Source organism: Aidingimonas halophila, assembly GCF_900106955.1.
GTDB classification, from domain to species: domain Bacteria; phylum Pseudomonadota; class Gammaproteobacteria; order Pseudomonadales; family Halomonadaceae; genus Aidingimonas; species Aidingimonas halophila.
Window position 1 is genome coordinate 171,704 of sequence record NZ_FNNI01000005.1, and the last position, 17,788, is coordinate 189,491.

At 55.9% G+C, this 17,788-nt stretch carries 15 protein-coding genes and 4 tRNA genes; 11 read left to right on the forward strand and 8 right to left on the reverse strand.

Annotated elements, in window-relative coordinates:
• Positions 1-51 precede the first annotated feature (51 nt).
• From fliJ to fliF, 5 genes are read right to left on the reverse strand one after another with little or no spacing between them, the layout of a single operon-like run.
• Positions 52-525, reverse strand: a complete 474-nt coding sequence (gene fliJ, locus BLW01_RS10860; protein WP_092569581.1) for a flagellar export protein FliJ — start codon at positions 523-525, stop codon at positions 52-54.
• The gene (gene fliI / locus BLW01_RS10865) at positions 522-1,916 is read right to left on the reverse strand and encodes a flagellar protein export ATPase FliI (protein ID WP_092569583.1); all 1,395 of its coding nucleotides are present in this window, start codon (positions 1,914-1,916) and stop codon (positions 522-524) included. Before fliI ends, fliJ begins: the two co-directional genes overlap by 4 nt.
• On the reverse strand, positions 1,913-2,659 hold the full coding sequence (gene fliH, locus BLW01_RS10870; protein WP_092569585.1) for a flagellar assembly protein FliH: 747 nt from the start codon (positions 2,657-2,659) through the stop codon (positions 1,913-1,915). The genes fliI and fliH overlap by 4 nt, the downstream gene beginning before the upstream one ends.
• Positions 2,652-3,662: a flagellar motor switch protein FliG gene (gene fliG / locus BLW01_RS10875; protein WP_092569587.1), complete on the reverse strand. Its 1,011-nt coding sequence runs from the start codon at positions 3,660-3,662 to the stop codon at positions 2,652-2,654. The genes fliH and fliG overlap by 8 nt, the downstream gene beginning before the upstream one ends.
• A complete protein-coding gene (gene fliF, locus BLW01_RS10880; RefSeq protein WP_092569589.1) occupies positions 3,655-5,415 on the reverse strand; it encodes a flagellar basal-body MS-ring/collar protein FliF in 1,761 nt (586 codons plus the stop codon). Before fliF ends, fliG begins: the two co-directional genes overlap by 8 nt.
• A gap of 291 nt (positions 5,416-5,706) precedes the next feature.
• On the opposite strand from fliF, the gene fliE reads away from it, so the two are divergent.
• Positions 5,707-6,036, forward strand: a complete 330-nt coding sequence (fliE, locus tag BLW01_RS10885) for a flagellar hook-basal body complex protein FliE (RefSeq protein WP_092569591.1) — start codon at positions 5,707-5,709, stop codon at positions 6,034-6,036.
• Between the two features lie 3 nt (positions 6,037-6,039).
• On the opposite strand, the gene BLW01_RS10890 is transcribed toward fliE, so the two are convergent.
• The 3 genes from BLW01_RS10890 to folD all read right to left on the reverse strand — a co-directional run bounded on the left by BLW01_RS10890 (position 6,040) and on the right by folD (position 8,455).
• A complete protein-coding gene (locus BLW01_RS10890) occupies positions 6,040-7,110 on the reverse strand; it encodes an asparaginase (protein WP_092569593.1) in 1,071 nt (356 codons plus the stop codon).
• A gap of 7 nt (positions 7,111-7,117) precedes the next feature.
• Entirely contained in the window at positions 7,118-7,483 is a 366-nt protein-coding gene (locus tag BLW01_RS10895; RefSeq protein WP_092569594.1) for a flagellar protein FlaG, read from the reverse strand.
• A gap of 114 nt (positions 7,484-7,597) precedes the next feature.
• Entirely contained in the window at positions 7,598-8,455 is an 858-nt protein-coding gene (folD, locus tag BLW01_RS10900; RefSeq protein WP_092569596.1) for a bifunctional methylenetetrahydrofolate dehydrogenase/methenyltetrahydrofolate cyclohydrolase FolD, read from the reverse strand.
• Positions 8,456-8,634: 179 nt separating this feature from the next.
• Here folD and BLW01_RS10905 point away from each other — a divergent pair.
• The 10 genes from BLW01_RS10905 (at position 8,635) to BLW01_RS10950 (ending at position 17,775) form a co-directional block, all read left to right on the forward strand.
• A tRNA-Pro gene (locus BLW01_RS10905) sits at positions 8,635-8,711 on the forward strand.
• 68 nt (positions 8,712-8,779) lie between these two features.
• Positions 8,780-8,856, forward strand: a tRNA-Arg gene (locus tag BLW01_RS10910).
• A 54-nt stretch (positions 8,857-8,910) separates the two neighbouring features.
• Positions 8,911-8,985, forward strand: a tRNA-His gene (locus tag BLW01_RS10915).
• Positions 8,986-9,064: 79 nt separating this feature from the next.
• A tRNA-His gene (locus BLW01_RS10920) sits at positions 9,065-9,139 on the forward strand.
• A 250-nt stretch (positions 9,140-9,389) separates the two neighbouring features.
• The gene (gene tig / locus BLW01_RS10925; protein ID WP_092569598.1) at positions 9,390-10,751 is read left to right on the forward strand and encodes a trigger factor; all 1,362 of its coding nucleotides are present in this window, start codon (positions 9,390-9,392) and stop codon (positions 10,749-10,751) included.
• A 103-nt stretch (positions 10,752-10,854) separates the two neighbouring features.
• A complete protein-coding gene (gene clpP, locus BLW01_RS10930) occupies positions 10,855-11,475 on the forward strand; it encodes an ATP-dependent Clp endopeptidase proteolytic subunit ClpP (protein WP_092569600.1) in 621 nt (206 codons plus the stop codon).
• A 78-nt stretch (positions 11,476-11,553) separates the two neighbouring features.
• Positions 11,554-12,834, forward strand: a complete 1,281-nt coding sequence (gene clpX, locus BLW01_RS10935; RefSeq protein WP_092569602.1) for an ATP-dependent Clp protease ATP-binding subunit ClpX — start codon at positions 11,554-11,556, stop codon at positions 12,832-12,834.
• Positions 12,835-12,985: 151 nt separating this feature from the next.
• Positions 12,986-15,394, forward strand: coding sequence for an endopeptidase La (gene lon / locus BLW01_RS10940; protein WP_092569604.1), 2,409 nt, complete (start codon positions 12,986-12,988; stop codon positions 15,392-15,394).
• Positions 15,395-15,568: 174 nt separating this feature from the next.
• On the forward strand, positions 15,569-15,841 hold the full coding sequence (locus BLW01_RS10945; protein ID WP_092569606.1) for an HU family DNA-binding protein: 273 nt from the start codon (positions 15,569-15,571) through the stop codon (positions 15,839-15,841).
• A 125-nt stretch (positions 15,842-15,966) separates the two neighbouring features.
• Positions 15,967-17,775 carry a SurA N-terminal domain-containing protein gene (locus BLW01_RS10950; RefSeq protein WP_092569608.1) on the forward strand — a complete coding sequence of 603 codons (1,809 nt, stop codon included), beginning with the start codon at positions 15,967-15,969 and terminating at the stop codon, positions 17,773-17,775.
• Positions 17,776-17,788 lie beyond the last annotated feature (13 nt).

A 17,788-nucleotide genomic window follows, 5' to 3' on the forward strand; every position in this document is an offset into this window, starting at 1 on the left:
GTCGTTATCGCGTATATCACTCACCACCCGGGGGAAACTCGCCGCACCAGGCTAGTAGCCATACCCGGAATCTTCCTGATGGCCGCCCTGTTGCCGGCGCTGCATATTGGCACTCATTTCGTCGTTGAAGCGCATTTCCCTACGGTGCTGTATCCATTGTTCCCGCGCCTCCCGTCGTGAGATCAAGGTATCGTACGATGAGAGCGTTCGTTGCTTCTGCTGCCATTGTTCCTGGCTCTTGCTGACCCGCTGCCGCTGCTGGGCCAGTGTTTGATGGGCGCGATCGATGGCGGCATCAAGGGAATGCAGAAATTGTTGGTAGTTCTGCATGCTGGCCGGATCGATACCACTGTTCATGGCGCTCTGGAGCCGTCGGGCATACTCCAGCCGATAGTTTTCGAGAGTCTTGATCTGGGCATGCGCCTGTTGCTGGGTCTGACGTTCATCGGCAAGGGCCTTCGCAGCACTATTCCGTGCTTCGCGTGCCAGGTCGACCAGTGTGTCCAGCGGTGTCCGGTCTGTCATCGCTTACCTCCCATCAGTGCCGCCATGGCTTGCTGTGATGCATCAATATCGGCGCGTTCTTGCATGCCTTGTTGCAGGAAGCGTTCGAGTTGCGGGTACATCTGTACGGCTTGATCCAGGTCGGGGTCGTGTCCCGGACTGTAGGCCCCCACACTGATCAGGTCCCGGTTGCGCTGATAGCGTGAAACGAGTTGTTTGAACTGCTGGGCCTGATGCTGATGCCGCCCGTCAGTGATGGCCCCCATGGCGCGGCTTATGGACGCTTCGATGTCGATAGCCGGATAGTGTCCGGCTTCAGCGAGTTCTCGCGACAGTACGATGTGTCCATCGAGGATGGCGCGTGCCGAATCGGCGATTGGATCCTGGGGGTCATCCCCCTCGGTGAGAACCGTATAGAACGCCGTGATCGAGCCACCTCCGCGTTTGCCGTTGCCAGCTCGTTCCACGAGATTAGGGAGTTTGGCGAAAACCGATGGGGGATAACCTTTGGTAGCCGGTGGTTCTCCAATGGCCAGAGCGATTTCCCGCTGCGCCATGGCATAGCGCGTCAGAGAATCCATGATCAGTAGGACATTACATCCTGCGTCACGGTAATCTTCCGCCAGACGTGTGGCGTAGGACGCGCCTTGAAGCCGCTGCAGCGGAGAGGTGTCCGCTGGCGCCGCGACGACCACGGCACGTTGTCGACCTTCCTCTCCAAGGATGTTGTCGATGAAATCCTGGACTTCTCGTCCTCGCTCACCGATCAATCCCACGACGATGACATCCGCCTGCGTGTAACGGGCCATCATGCCCAGTAGCACGGATTTGCCGACCCCGGAACCGGCGAAAAGCCCCATGCGTTGACCGCGGCCGACACAGAGAAGGGCATTGATGGCACGGATACCGACATCGATCTGCGTCTCGATCGGCGCACGATTCAACGGGTTCAGTGGCGGTGTGGCAAGCGGAGCGTGCGGCGCTTCACCAAGCGGCGGGCCGCTGTCCAGCGGGCGTCCGTTGCCGTCCACGATACGGCCGAGCAGCGTATCTCCCAGCGGGAAGCGGCGGGCACTGCTGGCATCTCCATCACCAAGAGGGTATACGCGAGCACCGGGCACCAGACCGCTCAACTCGGCCAGTGGCATCAGGAACACTTTTTCTCCGGCAAAACCGACGACTTCCGCTTCCGCGAACTGTCTGCCGCGTTCGCCTTCATGGGCATGCAGTTCGATATGGCAGGCACTGCCCAATGCAACCTGTAGTCCGACTGCTTCCAGCACCAGCCCTGTCGCACGGATGATCCGACCACTGGCCCGGTAACGGGGAATCCGATCGACCCGGGCACCGACTCGCTGCAGTGTCTGCTGCCAGTGAGAGTGGTGCGGATTGGCGGTCGCAACGAGCGTCATGCCTGATCGTCCTCGGTCGAAGAGTCGGTTGCCTGGTAGCGATGCCTGACTTGGCGGGTGATGGTTCGCCAGCGCTCTTCCCAAGTGGCATCGAGTTCACCATTGGCGCTAGTGGCCCGGCAGCCGCCTCGTGATATCTGGTCATCGGGTTGAAGTTGCCAGCCGGCAGCCTCGAATTCGACGCCTAAATGCTGCTTGACAAGATCGAGATCGTCGGGATGCAGCCACAGGCGGGGCTTGCCCGTCAGCGCTGGTTCGGCGTGGAGTAATTCCCGAACCAGCTCGAGGATCTGTTCCGGAGAGGTTTGCAGCGCATCGCCGGCGAGCTGACGTCCTGTCGACAAGGCCAACGCCACAAGTTCGTTCGCTATCTCTTCGTCAAGCCGTTCGAGAGCCTGGCTGAAACGCTGGGCCAATGGCGTTATGGGCTCGAGAAGATCACGTGCCTGCGCTTGCATTGCTTGTTGGCCCACCGAACGACCTTCTTCCTCTCCTTTGGCATGCCCATCGGCGTAACCGGCTTCATATCCGGCTTGGTATCCCTCCTTGCGAGCTTCTTCGCGGGCCTTTTCTCGTAACGCTTCATATTCGGCATTACGCTTGTAGGCCTGCTGCCGGATCGCCTCTCGTCGCTGACGATCACGCGAATGTTGATCTTGTTCGCGCTTGCCCAGTTCGTCCATCTGCCAACGGCGCCACTGGTCCCCTTTGGTATGAGGATGGGAGAAGAGAGGATCAGACATAGGTGTCGTCTCCACCGCTGAGGACGATTTCGCCGCTATCTGCTAACCTTCTGACCACTTGCAGAATGGTTTTCTGCTCGTTTTCGACCTGGGAAACACGTATCGGACCGCGTGATTCCATATCTTCCTGGAGCAGTTGTGCGGCACGCTGCGACATGTTGCGCATGAACTTTTCCATCAGGGCATCGGGAGCACCTTTCAGCGCGACCACCAGTGAGTTGGTGTCGACTTCCTTGAGGACCAGTTGAATACTGCGGTCGTCCAGATCGAGCAGGTTCTCGAACAGGAACATCTCGTCGATGATCTTTTGCGCCAGGTCCTCGCTGTGGGCTCTTACCGTATCGATGACTTCCTCCTCCTGACTGGAATTCATCAGGTTGAGAATTTCGGCTGCGGTGCGGACCCCGCCCATCTTGCTGCGCTTGAGGTTCTGGCCGTCCAGCATACCGCCGAGAACTTCCGTCAATTCCTGCAGGGCTGCGGGTTGCACACCGCTGAAAGTGGCAATGCGGAGCACGACGTCGTCACGCAGGCTCTGGTCGAACAGTTCGATGATATCCGCTGCCTGATGCCGCTCGAGGTGAACCAGAATGGTGGCGATGATCTGTGGATGCTCGTCACGGATCATCTCGGCGACAATGGACGCTTCCATGAGATTTAGCGCATCGATCCCTGAGCCGGTACCGGTGGTTTCGAGGATATCCTCGATCAGGCTGGAGGCTCGTTCGTTCCCCAATGCCTTGGTCAGGACCGAGCGGATGTGATCACTGGAATGCAGGTTGACGGCCGTGAACTGCTGGGCTTCGTCGTGAAACTCTGTCAGTACCTGATGCATCTCCTTGTGCGACACCTGATCCAGGGTCGCCATTTCCTGGCTGACATCCTGCACCTCCTTGGGGGAGAGGTACTTGAACACTTCCGCAGCGCTGTCCTCGTCCAGGGCCAGAAGCAGAATGGCGCTTCGGCGGGCACTGGACATCTTCTGGGTCGCAAAATTAGTCATCTTGATTAATCCAGCTGCGTACGATCATGGCAATCAAGCGAGGATCTTCCTGGGCGATCTCACGGACGTCCTTGAGGCTCTGCTCATAATCGGCCGGTTGAGGGCCCTTACGGCGCGGTGGTGTATAGGACTCTGCCTCGCGTGGTTCTTCGTCATCATCTTCTTCATCCTCGCTGTCGTCGCTGATGGCATAAGTGCCGGCGGGTGCGAGGGTCGGCTGTTCGGTATAACGCCGGATGAACGGGCGCAGTATCAGCCAGTACAGCAACAGGGCGGCGATGGCGACAAGCAGGTAACGTCCGAGAGTGAATGCCAGATGCTGGATTTCGGAAGATTGCCACCAGACTCTCTCGGCTTCTTGTTCTCCTTCGTCGGTGAACGGACTGTTGACGATCTCCAGTTGATCGCCACGCGCTTCGGAGAAGCCCATGGCCTGACGTACCAGTCCCTGAATCTGGTTCATCCGCTCGTCACTGATGGGAGTGGCTTCGACCTCGCCGTCTTCGTTGGTGCTCTCCTGGTAATCGACGACAACGGCGACGGACAGGCGATCGACCTTGCCTCGTCGATGCTGAATATGCTCGACATTACGGTCGACTTCATAGTTGATGACACGATCATGCTGCTGACGTCCTGGCGTACCGTTGTCCTCGTCTCCTTCCTCATCGGCGCCCTCGTCGTCATTGCCGGCATCCCCTTCTTCATCACCTGCGCCATCAGCGGGATTCTGAATGGGGGAAGCAGCCGTGCCGGGAGGCGTATTGGAAAGGGCGCCGGGGACGCCGAGCGCGAGTTCATCACCGCCTTCATATGAGGCGCTTTCCTGGGCGCTACGAATCGCTGCTTCATTGGGCGCCTGATTGGGACCGTATTGCTCTCGTGTTTCTTCGCGGCTTGAAAAGTCGATCTGGGCCGCGACCTGGGCACGAACATTGTCCCGACCAAGGATCGGGGACAAGATGTTTTCAACGCGCTGCTGATAGGAGCGTTCGATTTCGTCGACATAACTCAGCTGGGTGCCATCGAGGTCTCCGTTGCCATCATCGGGTTTGGACAGCAGGTTGCCTCGTTGATCGACGACGCTGACATCTTCGGCAGCCAGCTCGGGGACACTGCTTGAAACCATGTGGACGATGGAATTGACCTGCCCATCGCCCAATGTACGTCCACCATGTAGTGTCAGGACAACGGAGGCCTTGGCGGGCTCTTCCTCACGCACGAAGACAGAAGGTTTCGCCATGGCGATATGGACACGGGCGCTGGAGACGGGGCCGAGAGATTCCATCGACTGGGCCAGTTCACCCTCGAGGCCGCGTTGATAGTTGACATGCTCGGTGAATTGGCTGACCCCGAATGCCTGGTTGTCCATGATTTCGAAGCCGACATTGCCGCCCTCAGGCAATCCCTGCTCGGCCAGCTGTAACCGCAGCGTATGGACCTGGTCACTGGGAACCAGCAAGGTGCTGCCGCCGTTGCTGAGCTGATAGGGGATTTCCCGCTGATCGAGCTCATCAATGATCTGACCACCATCCGATTCTGCCAGATTGCTGTATAGAACGCGGTAGTCCGGGCTTTGCGCCCAGAGAATCAGTGCGACAATGATGGCAATGACTGCAGCGACAACGATCAGCAGCGGCACCAGAGGGTTGCCGCGAAGCTGTTCCTGTAGTCGTGTGAGCATTTGCCGGCCATTGGCAGCTTGACTCGACGTATTCCTGTTCGTCGTCTCGTTGGCCGAGGCGGCGTTACTCATGCTCCCCTCCGGTTGTCGAGGGGGTGATTACGGGATTCATTGCGACTTTCGGCTCCACAATCCATCGATTCAGCAATCTTCATTTGCTCTACGACCCGGTGGTCTGCGTCTATCCCACGTGGCTCATCGCGACTGGTATTCCACGGGCGGACGAGTGATGGACGACATTATGCGTGAACGCGACAAGGCTAAAGGGAAGAAAAGCCGACTTTTTATGCGGCAATTGAGGGGTTGGTGATTCCTGGAACTTGCTAGGCTTGCTGTCACTCGGTTCATATGCAGGAGTTGGATATGAGTTCAAGCGCTATGCAAGACGCCTTGGCGCAGATGCAGTCCATGGCCAGCCAGGCATCGATGACGCCTGAAAAAGGGCAGCAGGTCTCAACTGCAGTGGGCGATACGGGCTTTGCTGATGAGCTGCAGTCTTCGATAGAGAGGATTAATGAGCTCAAGCAGGCGTCGAAAAGTCAGGAGCGCGCATTTCAGGCGGGTGACCCCGACGTGGCCCTTAATGATGTGATGATCGACAAGCAGAAGGCGAGTGTCGCCTTTGAAATGGGGGTGCAGGTCAGGAACCGACTGGTGACGGCCTACAAGGATATCATGAACATGCAGGTTTGATGCCTATCGCTCTCCGGCGAGTGATGCCATGAACCGGTGGCGACGCGCTTCATGGCTGATGGGGAGGGCGAGAAGATGAAACAGTTTGGTCATGGCCGCTTCTGGCGTCATGTCACCACCGGACAGGACGTTGGCATTCTCCAGGCTATGGCTGGCAGCATAAGCCCCTATCGATATTTCTCCCTTGGGACACTGACTGATGGCCGCCAGCAAGCGCCCTGACGCTGACGCTTCGGCCAGGGTGTTGGCCAAGGCGCTATCATCCGGAATATTCCCCCCGCCCCAGACTTCCAGAAGCGCACCTCGGACATGGGCATTGGAAAGCCATTGTCTGACCAGTTTCGCATCGATCCCCGGCCATAAAACGATTCGGGCCACTGCCGAGGGGTGGAGTGTCTGATAATCGGCGGCAGTCGGTGGAGCCGGACGCCCCTGCGCTGCTAATGTCCGAGAGGGCTTGATGACCGGGTGGTGATCGACAAGTTCCCCGATGGGCGCGAGGTTAGGGCTGTCGAATGCATCCAGTGCGTGCGTATGCTGCTTGCGTGTCCTGGTGGCACGAGTGAGCTTGCCTGCAAAACAGACCGCGACTTCCTGAAGCTCGGGACAAGAAGCAAAGCGCAAGGCGGCCTCGATATTATCCAGCGCATCGCTGCCGTCACTTCCAAGTGGACGCATGGCACCTGTGACGACGATCGGTATGCCTATGCCTTGAAGTTGAAATGCCAGGCTACTGGCTGTCCATGCCAGTGTGTCGGTGCCATGCAGAATGACGATACCCTTGTAGCCTGACTGTCGAGCCTTTGCCAGGTCAGCGAGTCGTTGCCAGTCATGGGGCGAGGCGGCACTGGAGTCGATGGCAGGAGAGGTCTCGATGACATCGAATGTGGGCAGGGCATCGCGACGCTCTTGAGGCAGTGTCACTAATGCGTTTCTCAACCTCGGCTCGAAATGCGGCGATGCGGCCAGGCCTCGCTTGCTTGGCACCATGCCGATAGTGCCTCCAGTGTAGATGACCAGGAGAGGAAGGTGTCTTCGAGAGTCGTCACGTGTTTCCCTGGAGATGGGGGGCATGAAATGATCAGGCCTTCAAGTCGATGAGTCGTCCCTGCATTTCACTCAATGATTCGGCGATACGCAACACCTCCTCTCGCGGAATCTGGCGTATCACTTCGCCGGTGTTCCGGTCGATGATCATGGCAACCGTGCGATTCTCATAGCTGTTGATGTCGAACGATATGCGATAAGGGCGCATCGCTTCGTTGATGCGTGACAGGGATGCCGTCAATTCACCGCGAGTTGGTGGTGCGTCTTCGCTCTGCGCGGCATCCTCTTCGGCCATCGTCGGTCCTGGTTGTCTGCCGAGATGGGCGAGCATCGTGTCCAGACGCTGCTGTGGAGTCAGCCCTTGGGTTCCCTGGCTCAGGTCATGAATAGGATCGCTCATGATGCGTTTTCTCACTCCCTTGTCTTTTTTCTGAATGGGCCCTTGAAGGTTATCGACAAGCGAAGTGAAAGCTTTAGAGGCCAGGGCGGCCTGAGTCTGATGGAGGTTTCGCGTCTACTCGGCGTCGTGCAATTCGGCAGCAAACAAGGTGTTCTCGAGAAGCGATGCGACAGTCATGGGGCCTACGCCTCCCGGTACCGGGGTGATATGGCTCGCTCGCTTTGAGGCCACCTCGAAGTCGATATCCCCTGTCAGGTGGCCCTCGCTGTTCCGATTGATGCCGACATCGATGACAATGGCGCCGTCTTTGACCCAGTTCGCATCGACGATGCCGGGCTTGCCAACCGCAACGACCAGCAGGTCGGCGCGGTGCACGTGAGACGCCAGGTTTTCGGTAAAGCGATGGCAGACGGTTGTGGTGCAGCCGGCCAGCATGAGTTCCAGTGCCATGGGGCGGCCAACGATATTTGAAGCACCGACGATCGTGGCATCCAGACTGCGCACGGCCAGGCCGCTCTCCTGGAGTAGTGTCATGATGCCCTTGGGGGTGCAGGGGCGTAACAAGGGAAGTCGTTGCGCCAGTCGACCGAGATTGTAAGGGTGGAAGCCATCGACATCCTTGTCGGGATGAATGCGTTCCAGCAGAGGGCGGGCATCGAGGTGTTCGGGCAACGGCAACTGGAGAAGAATGCCGTCAATGCAAGAGTCTGCATTCAAGTCATCTATCAAAGCTTCAAGGTCTTCCTGGCGAGTATCGGAGGGTAGTTGATACCGCCTCGACAGCAGGCCAGCCTCTTCGCACGCATGATGCTTGTTGCGAACGTAGATTTCCGAAGCGGGATCCTCGCCAACCAATACGACGGCCAGCCCCGGTGGCCGGTGACCTGATTCGATGCGAGCAGCGACTTGGTGGGCTACCTGTTGGCGAATGTGGGCGGAAATCGCCTTGCCATCGATCAGTCGAGCGGTCATGCATGTCTCCCGCAAAGTCCGTGGATGAAGAGGCGTGATTTTCGCACGTGCTGAGTGTGTAGCAAAGTCGCTGTTCGTTTGTGAGCGTAATGACTTGACCGACGGGAAAACATCCGTAGAATACGCCTCGCATTGGCGAGCCTGTGGTAGCGGCATTGAGGTCGTGCAGCGGCTGGCATCGGGGTGTAGCGCAGTCTGGTAGCGCGCCTGCTTTGGGAGCAGGATGTCGGGGGTTCAAATCCCTCCACCCCGACCATAACGTGTTGATTCGGTTGGCATGTTGGTCAGTTGTAAGTTGCTTGCAGGACACATGACCAGTAGTATGCGCCCATAGCTCAACCGGATAGAGCAACGGCCTTCTAAGCCGTAGGTTGCAGGTTCAAGTCCTGCTGGGCGTGCCACTTGCCTGGTTGGATGGATACTGATGGTCTTTGCTGAAGTGTGATGCAGTCGTGGTGGATGTAGCTCAGTGGTAGAGCCCCGGATTGTGGCTCCGGTGGTCGTGGGTTCGATCCCCATCATCCACCCCATTTCGCTTCTCGTGTTCGGGCCGGCCGCCGTTTCGAGTCGTAGCAGCACGCGTGCCCCCTATCTTCGGCTGTTGTCGTGGTGGATGTAGCTCAGTGGTAGAGCCCCGGATTGTGGCTCCGGTGGTCGTGGGTTCGATCCCCATCATCCACCCCATCTCCTTCCTGGCCTGATTTCCGACTATTCCTTTTCTGCGTTACCATGGCATCGTCATGAGCCATGCTTGAGGCTCTTTTACGCCATGTCGGGTGTAAAAATCGGTATTGGATGGTTGTAATGCCACCATTCACGCCCCCATATAGTTACCATGGCGCTTGCCAGCGCAGTGTAGGGTTCTTAAAATTACCCCTTTGATCTTCTTTTCAACGCATTCACTGGAACGCCTCCAGTCGGTAGAGGACTATTCATGCAAGTTTCCGTCGAAACGACCTCCCAGATCGAACGTCGCGTCAAGGTTCAAGTGCCCGCGAGCGAGGTGGATCAGGCCGTCGCGTCTCGTCTCAAGGACACCGCGAAGAACGTTCGTCTCAATGGTTTTCGTCAGGGCAAGGTGCCCATGTCGGTGATCCGTCAACGTTACGGGCGTGGTGTTCGCAACGAAGTCGTCAGTGAAATGATGCGTGAGCGGTATGTCCAGGCGATTACCCAGGAGAGCCTCAATCCAGCAGGGTACCCGCAAATCGAGCCGACGGTTGACGAGGAAGGTAAAGATCTCGAGTTCGTGGCGACACTGGAGATTTACCCACAAGTTGAGTTGAATGGTGTCGAGGGCGCCGAAGTCGAGCGGCCGGTTGTCGATATCTCCGATGCTGATGTCGATGAGATGATCGAGACGCTTCGCAAGCAGCACGCGACATGGGAAGAGGTCGATCGTGAAGCTGCCGAGGGCGATCAGGTCACCATCGACTTCCAGGGATATATCGATGGTGAGCCCTTCGACGGCGGTAAAGCTGACAACCATGAACTGGTACTGGGGTCGGGTAGCTTCATACCCGGTTTCGAAGAACAGCTCGTTGGTGCCAAGCCCGGGGAAGACAAGACGCTCAATGTAACCTTCCCGACGGATTACCAAGCCGAGCAATTGGCTGGCAAAGAGGCAACCTTCGAAGTCACGATTCATAAGGTCAGCACTCAGCAGTTGCCTGAAATCGACGCCGAGTTTTTCGAGAAGTTTGGCGTGGAAGATGGCAGTGAGGAGACGTTTCGTGCTGAAGTTCTGAAGAATATGCAGCGCGAGGCCGATAAGGCAATTGACAATCGTGTCAAGCAGCAGGTGCTGGAAGCCTTGAAAAAGGCCAATGATATTGCTGTGCCTCAGTCTCTCATCGATCAGGAAACCGATGGGCTCAAGCGACAGGCAGCTCAGCAATTCGGCTTGGGGGAAGATTTCGATGTCTCCCAATTGCCGAATGAACTTTTCAGCGAGCAGGCCAAAAGCCGGGTACAGGTTGGTTTGCTGCTGGCAGAAGTCATCAAGGTCAACGAGATCGATGCCAGCGATGACGAGATTCAGGCCAAGGTCGAGGAAGTTGCCCAGCAATACCAGGAGCCTGAGCAGGTCGTTGAGTATTATATGAACAACGAGCAGCTCAAGAATCAGATCAAATCGTCGATCCTGGAAGACAAGGCTGTCGATAGGCTGTTGGAACAGGCCAGCGTCAAGGATGTCGAGATGTCATATCAGGAAGCGCTTCAGGCGGCACAGCAGCAGTCTGAAGACGATGACGCTGATGAAAACGAGGCGTCCGAGGACGAGACTCAAGCCTGATGGTGATCTGCCCCGGACATTTACCTGGCTTGCCAGGATCGGGTCGGGGGCCTATCGTCGTCAGTTATGCGAATACCCAAGCACGTTGAAGGACGTCACAGCGATGAGCAGCGATTTCGATATTCAAAACGCGGGCGGCCTGGTGCCGATGGTGGTCGAGCAGAACGCACGCGGTGAGCGGGCCTATGATATTTATTCGCGCCTGCTGAAGGAGCGCGTCGTCTTCCTCGTTGGACCTGTCGAGGACTACACCGCCAATCTGATTGTGGCGCAAATGTTGTATCTCGAGTCCGAAAACCCGGATAAGGATATTCATTTCTATATCAATTCGCCGGGTGGTGCGGTGACGGCAGGCTTGTCCATCTATGACACCATGCAGTTCATCCAGCCGGACGTATCGACCGTCTGTATCGGGCAAGCGGCCAGTATGGGGGCGCTTCTGCTGACTGGCGGCGCTGCCGGTAAGCGATACTGCCTGCCCAATTCACGTATGATGATTCATCAGCCATTGGGTGGTTATCAGGGGCAGGCATCAGATATCGAGATCCATACCAAGGAGATTCTGAGCATCCGGCATCGCCTCAATACCATACTGGCGCACCATACCGGCCAGTCTATCGAAACGATTGCCACGGATACGGATCGTGATAATTTCATGACCGGTGAGCAGGCTGCCGAGTACGGCTTGATCGATGCCATGCTGGATAAGCGCCCGACATCCTGATAGCGTGGATTGCAACGCATTAATTACATGTATTTTCCAGTGAGCCCATGAGGCCGCTGCAAGTCGAGAGGTACGCGAATGGCCGACGGCAAGGGCAAGGACGAGAGCGGCAAGCTACTGTACTGCTCGTTCTGCGGCAAGAACCAGAACGAAGTTCGTAAACTGATTGCAGGCCCGTCCGTTTATATCTGCGATGAGTGTGTCGATCTTTGCAACGACATCATTCGCGAGGAAGTGCTTGAAGCCGATTCCGAGGTCGAGGAAGAGCGGCTGCCGGCGCCAAGTGAACTGCGTCATACGCTCGATGACTATGTGATTGGGCAGGATCGTGCCAAAATGGTGCTGTCGGTTGCTGTTTACAATCACTACAAGCGTCTTCGCGCTGACACGAAGTCTGACGACGTCGAACTCGGCAAGTCGAATATTCTTCTGATTGGACCGACAGGCAGTGGCAAGACGTTGCTTGCGGAAACGCTGGCTCGTCTGCTTAATGTGCCCTTCACCATTGCCGACGCTACCACTCTCACCGAAGCGGGCTATGTCGGTGAGGATGTCGAGAACATCATTCAGAAGTTGCTTCAGAAGTGTGATTACGATGTCGAGAAGGCCCAGAAGGGTATCGTCTACATCGATGAGATCGACAAGATATCCCGCAAGTCCGATAACCCGTCGATTACTCGCGATGTGTCGGGTGAGGGGGTTCAGCAAGCGCTGCTCAAGCTGATTGAGGGCACGACAGCGTCGATTCCACCTCAAGGCGGTCGCAAACACCCACAACAGGAATTTCTTCAGGTCGACACAGGAAATATCTTGTTTATCGTCGGCGGGGCATTTGCCGGGCTCGACAAAGTGATTAGAGACCGTGCCGAAAAAGGTGGTATCGGTTTCAATGCAACGGTCAAAAGCAAGGAAACCGAGAAAGGGGTCGGAGACGTCCTCATGGATGTCGAGCCCGAAGATCTGGTCAAATTCGGACTGATCCCGGAATTCGTCGGTCGTCTACCCGTCATCGCGACACTCACCGAGTTGTCCGAGGATGCGCTGGTCCAGATTCTGACGGAACCCAAGAACTCACTGATCAAACAGTATGTCAAACTGTTCGAGATGGAAGGAGTGGAGTTGGATTTCCGGGAGGATGCGCTTCGCGCCGTTGCCGGCAAGGCCATGGCTCGCAAGACGGGAGCTCGTGGTTTGCGTTCCATTCTCGAAGGGGTTTTGCTGGATACGATGTATAAGGTGCCTTCCCTGGAGGGTGTGGCCAAGGTGGTTATCGACGAATCGGTGATAGCAGGTGAAAGCGATCCGTTGCTGATTTATTCTCAGCACGAAGAGAACAAGGTGGCCGGCAAGGGCGGTTAAGACGTGCTAATGAGTTAAGGGGCCGCCTTGCGGCCCCTTTTACATGATGGGCGGCGGATAAACAGTGATGTTTGCGTTGTCACACCTTGGAATTGCCTCTATTCATCCCCATCACCTGATTAAATATCTTTATCTTTGAGGTACGTCTGCGATGCAGCAGCACGACGCACAGACCATGAGTCTCCCCCTGTTACCGTTGCGCGATGTGGTCGTCTACCCGCAGATGGTAATTCCATTGTTTGTTGGCCGCGAGAAGTCCATTCAGGCACTTGAAGCGGCAATGGAAGCCGATAAACGCGTTCTTCTCGTAGCTCAACGCGAAGCGGGCCAGGATGATCCTGACAGTGCCGATTTGTTTTCGGTAGGAACCGTTGCCGAAATCATGCAGCTTCTGAAGCTACCTGATGGCACGGTCAAAGTGCTGATCGAAGGTGATTCCCGTGCGGATGTCGGCAAGATCAGTCTGGCCGAAGGTGGCTATACGCAAGCTGAAATCGTTCTGAGAGAAAGTGAGCCGCTGAGTTCCCGTGAGCAAGAGTCACTGGTACGTGTGTTGCTCAATCAGTTCGAGCAGTACGTCAAACTCTCCAAAAAGGTACCTAACGAGGTACTGAGTTCCTTATCAGGCATTGAAGATCCGAGTCGGCTAGTCGATACGATCTGTGCTCACTTGTCATTAAAGATCGACGACAAGCAGGAACTGCTGGAAATGGACCGTGTTCGTGACCGTATCGAACACCTGATGGCGCTCATTGAGTCCGAGATTGATCTACTGCAGGTAGAGAAGCGTATTCGCTCGCGGGTCAAGGATCAGATGGAGAAGTCCCAGCGCGAGTATTATCTCAATGAGCAAATGAAAGCCATCCAGAAGGAGATGGGTGAGCTCGAAAATGCACCGAACGAAGCCGATAAGTACGAACAGGCCATCAAGGATTCCGGTATGCCCAAGGAGGCTGCCGAAAAAGCCAACCAGGAGCTTGGCAAGCTGAAGATGATGGCGCCGACCTCGGCTGAGGCAACGGTAGTACGTTCCTACCTGGATTGGCTGATTTCCGTTCCCTGGAAAAAGCGTACACGCGTCAAGCATGATCTGGTCAGGGCAGCCAACGTTCTGGATGAAGACCATCACGGACTCGAGGAAGTCAAAGAGCGCATTCTTGAGTATCTGGCTGTCCAGAAACGTGTCAAGAAGCTCAAAGGACCGGTGCTGTGCCTGGTGGGGCCGCCCGGGGTTGGTAAAACGTCACTGGGACAATCGATCGCCAGGGCGACTAACCGCAAGTACGTTCGTCTGGCATTGGGTGGCGTCCGCGACGAGTCGGAAATTCGTGGCCACCGCCGCACGTACATTGGTTCATTGCCGGGCAAGATCGTACAGCGGATGAGCAAGGCAGGCGTTAGAAACCCGCTGTTCCTGCTGGATGAGGTCGACAAGCTGGGAATGGATCATCGAGGTGATCCATCGTCTGCGCTGTTGGAAGTTCTCGACCCGGAACAGAATGACAAGTTCAGCGATCACTACCTCGAGTTGGACTACGACCTGTCCGACACCATGTTCATCTGCACTGCCAACTCGATGAATATTCCTGAACCTCTGCTGGATCGTATGGAAATCATTCGATTGCCGGGGTATACGGAAGATGAAAAACTGGCGATCGCGCGCCGTTACCTGGTTCCCAAACAATTGAAGGCCAATGGGTTCAAGTCGGATGAGTTGACCTTTGGTGATGACGCGTTGTTGGAGCTCATTCGCTATTATACGCGTGAAGCGGGTGTGCGTGAGTTGGAGCGTCAAGTGGCCAAAGTTTGCCGGAAGGTCCTGCGCCAACGCCTCGAGGCGGAGAAGAAGGAAGGTGCTCAAGCGCCCCATGCCTTGGCAGCGAACGATATTGAAACGTATGCTGGTGTACGTCGCTACAGTTATGGGCTGGCGGATCAGCAAGATCAGGTTGGACGAGTTACCGGGCTGGCCTGGACCTCCGTCGGAGGCGAACTCTTGAATATCGAGTCCGTGGTCACGCCAGGTAAGGGACGCACGAATAAGACAGGCTCCTTGGGAGATGTCATGAAGGAGTCCGTGAGTGCCGCCCTGACGGTGGTGCGGGCTCGAGCTCTGCAGCTGGGCGTCGATCCGGAACGCTTCGAGAAAGAGGACCTGCATATCCATGTGCCTGAGGGTGCGACACCCAAGGATGGTCCGAGTGCCGGGATTGCCATGGTGACAGCGATGGTTTCGGCCTATACTGAGCGCCCGGTTCGTTGCGATGTGGCGATGACAGGTGAAGTCAACCTCCGTGGCGAAGTCATGCCGATCGGTGGGCTAAAGGAGAAATTGCTGGCGGCCCGACGGGGTGGTATAAAGGTTGTGCTAATACCCGAGGAAAACCGGCGCGACCTCAAAGAGGTCCCGGACAATATCAAGGATGCGTTGGAGATAAGGCCAGTGCGCTGGATTGACGATGTTCTGGACGTGGCCTTGGCTGGGAATACTGAGATTGAAAACGATGAAAAACATCGAAATGATCCTGTCTCTTCCCATTCAGTGATTAGTACGCATTAGTGATAATTTTCCCAAGTGCCAGAAAGCAAAGCCTGACATGATGGGGTTGGCGAGAAAGGTTGCTTGACGTTGTTTCAAGGCATTGCTATAAAATGTCTCTTTAATAGATAATGCAAGGTAGCCTGAGAAAGCGCCAATCAAGAGTCAAATTCCGTAACAGTCAAGGGGTGAAGTGTGAACAAATCCGAGCTGATCGAAGCGATCGCCGCGTCTGCCGATATTCCTAAAGCTGCTGCCAGCCGTGCCTTGGATGCCATGGTTGATAGTGTGACGGACAGCTTGAAAAAAGGCGATTCAGTCTCTTTGGTAGGTTTCGGCACTTTCTCCGTCAAGGAGCGTGCGGCTCGCACGGGTCGTAATCCGCAAACGGGTGAAACCATCCAGATCAATGCTGCTAAAGTGCCGAGTTTCAAGGCAGGTAAAGCGCTCAAGGATTCGGTCAACTGAGAACCCGATAGTGTTCGACACTGTTGTTCGTATCCAGGCGCATCGCGTGAGCGGTGCGCCTTTTTGTTAGTCTGTTGAATTTTGCACTTGAGATTGATGTTAAGTGCGTAGTGTGAGGCCAGCACATGCTGCAACGTATCCGGGAAGGCTCCAGCAGTTGGGGTGTCAAGATCATTATTGGCGTTGTCGTCCTGGCTATGGCTCTGTTCGGAGCTGAATCCTTGCTTGGATTGTTTGGCGATGACGAGAACGAAATCGCGGAAGTTAATGGCGAAAGCATTTCCCGCCAAGAACTGGACATGAATTTCCAGCGAGCGATGCAGAGTGGCCAGATCTCATCAGGAGAGGAAGACGAGGCACGGCAGGAAATTCTGGATGAGCTGATCACTACGACGCTGCTTACGCAATATGCTGAAGATGGCGGTGTGACCTTGTCCAAGCAACAGCTTGATGAGGTTATCGTTTCGCTGTCGGAATTCCAGAATAGTGATGGGGAGTTCTCTTCTGAACTCTTCCAGCAGCGCTTGTCCCGAGCCGGGTATACCCCTACTACGTTTCGTGAAAGGCTTAGACAGGATTTGCAGCAACGTCAGCTGCAACAAGGCCTGGCGATGAGTGAATTTTCGTTGCCTTATGAAGCGGAACGCTTGAATACTCTCGAGAATCAGCGTCGCAGCTTTCGTTATCATCATCTTACCGAAGATGATCTCGAGGCGATGCCTGACGTCAGTGACGATGACATCGAGACGTATTATGAACAGCATCAGGATGACTATCGGCGGCCGGAGCAAGTAAAGCTGGAGTATGTGATCGTAGATCGTCAGCGGTTGTCTGAGAATATCGAGGTCGATGAAGAGGCATTACGTGATGCATATGCCGAGCGATCACAGGATGCGGACCGCCGAGTCTCCCACATCATGCTGTCGCTGGATGAGCGTGATCGTGACGACGCTGAAGAGCAATTAGCAGAGATACGTGATCGCATTAATGAGGGTGACGATTTTTCTGAGCTGGCTGCTGAGTATTCTGATGATTCCGGGTCGGCGGAAGAGGGTGGCGATCTTGGTGTCATTACCCCCGGTATTTTTGGGGGGGCGTTTGATGAGGCCGCTTTTTCTCTCGACGAGGGTGAGGTTTCCGATATCGTGGAGACCGATAATGGTCTCCACTTGATCAAGGTCACCGAAATGGATATGCCATCTTTTGACGAGATGCGCGATACGCTTCGCGATGACGTTGCGCAGGACAAAGTCGAGGAAGAGTTCAACGATCGCGTCCAGCAGTTGATCGATGAAAGTTTTGCGGCGGATGACCTGGCCAGTGTTGCCGAAGATATTGGTGTGCCCCTCGAGGAGAGCGATTGGGTGTCTCGTGATGGCGCCGATGGTGTCCTTGGCGAGTCTGGTGTCATGGAAGCGGCTTTCAGTGAGGATGTACTGGAGAATGGCTACAACAGCGAAGTCATTGAGCTGGATGACGATCGTCATCTCGTTGTGAGGGTGGTGGATCACCGTTCTGAGACGACGTTGTCGTTGGATGAAGTCAGGGAGGAGGTGGAAGCTGCTGTTGAGGAAGATCAGCTGCAGGACGCTCTCGAAGAGTTGGCTCAGTCACATCTGGAAAGCCTGCGTAACGGCGAGTCGCTGGATATCGACTGGCAACGGGTTGAAGATGTCACTCGCGAGTATGATGAGGTTGAATCAGCGATTGTGCGTGGTGCATTCCGTTTGCAGGCACCGGAAGGTGATGAGTCGACGTATGGTCGGGCGACAACCAACGATTCGGTTGCCTTGATCGCGTTGGACAGCGTCCAGGAAGGCGAGGCTGAGTCACCCGAGAACTCTGTGACGGACATGGCGGAGCGTCTCCGCGCTCAAGCGGCGATTGAAGGGCTCCTGGAAAACCTCAGGAGTGAAGCGACGATCGACCGGTAACGGTATTATCTAC

Bases quoted from the DNA above. Each gene is read 5' to 3' on its own strand.
- fliE (WP_092569591.1), top strand. From the start codon at position 5,707: ATGAGTTCAAGCGCTATGCAAGACGCCTTGGCGCAGATGCAGTCCATG.
- BLW01_RS10890 (WP_092569593.1), bottom strand. From the start codon at position 7,110: ATGCCCCCCATCTCCAGGGAAACACGTGACGACTCTCGAAGACACCTT.
- fliG (WP_092569587.1), bottom strand. From the start codon at position 3,662: ATGACTAATTTTGCGACCCAGAAGATGTCCAGTGCCCGCCGAAGCGCC.
- folD (WP_092569596.1), bottom strand. From the start codon at position 8,455: ATGACCGCTCGACTGATCGATGGCAAGGCGATTTCCGCCCACATTCGC.
- lon (WP_092569604.1), top strand. From the start codon at position 12,986: ATGCAGCAGCACGACGCACAGACCATGAGTCTCCCCCTGTTACCGTTG.
- BLW01_RS10950 (WP_092569608.1), top strand. From the start codon at position 15,967: ATGCTGCAACGTATCCGGGAAGGCTCCAGCAGTTGGGGTGTCAAGATC.
- fliI (WP_092569583.1), bottom strand. From the start codon at position 1,916: ATGACGCTCGTTGCGACCGCCAATCCGCACCACTCTCACTGGCAGCAG.
- clpX (WP_092569602.1), top strand. From the start codon at position 11,554: ATGGCCGACGGCAAGGGCAAGGACGAGAGCGGCAAGCTACTGTACTGC.
- fliF (WP_092569589.1), bottom strand. From the start codon at position 5,415: ATGAGTAACGCCGCCTCGGCCAACGAGACGACGAACAGGAATACGTCG.
- fliJ (WP_092569581.1), bottom strand. From the start codon at position 525: ATGACAGACCGGACACCGCTGGACACACTGGTCGACCTGGCACGCGAA.
- fliH (WP_092569585.1), bottom strand. From the start codon at position 2,659: ATGTCTGATCCTCTCTTCTCCCATCCTCATACCAAAGGGGACCAGTGG.
- tig (WP_092569598.1), top strand. From the start codon at position 9,390: ATGCAAGTTTCCGTCGAAACGACCTCCCAGATCGAACGTCGCGTCAAG.
- clpP (WP_092569600.1), top strand. From the start codon at position 10,855: ATGAGCAGCGATTTCGATATTCAAAACGCGGGCGGCCTGGTGCCGATG.
- BLW01_RS10895 (WP_092569594.1), bottom strand. From the start codon at position 7,483: ATGAGCGATCCTATTCATGACCTGAGCCAGGGAACCCAAGGGCTGACT.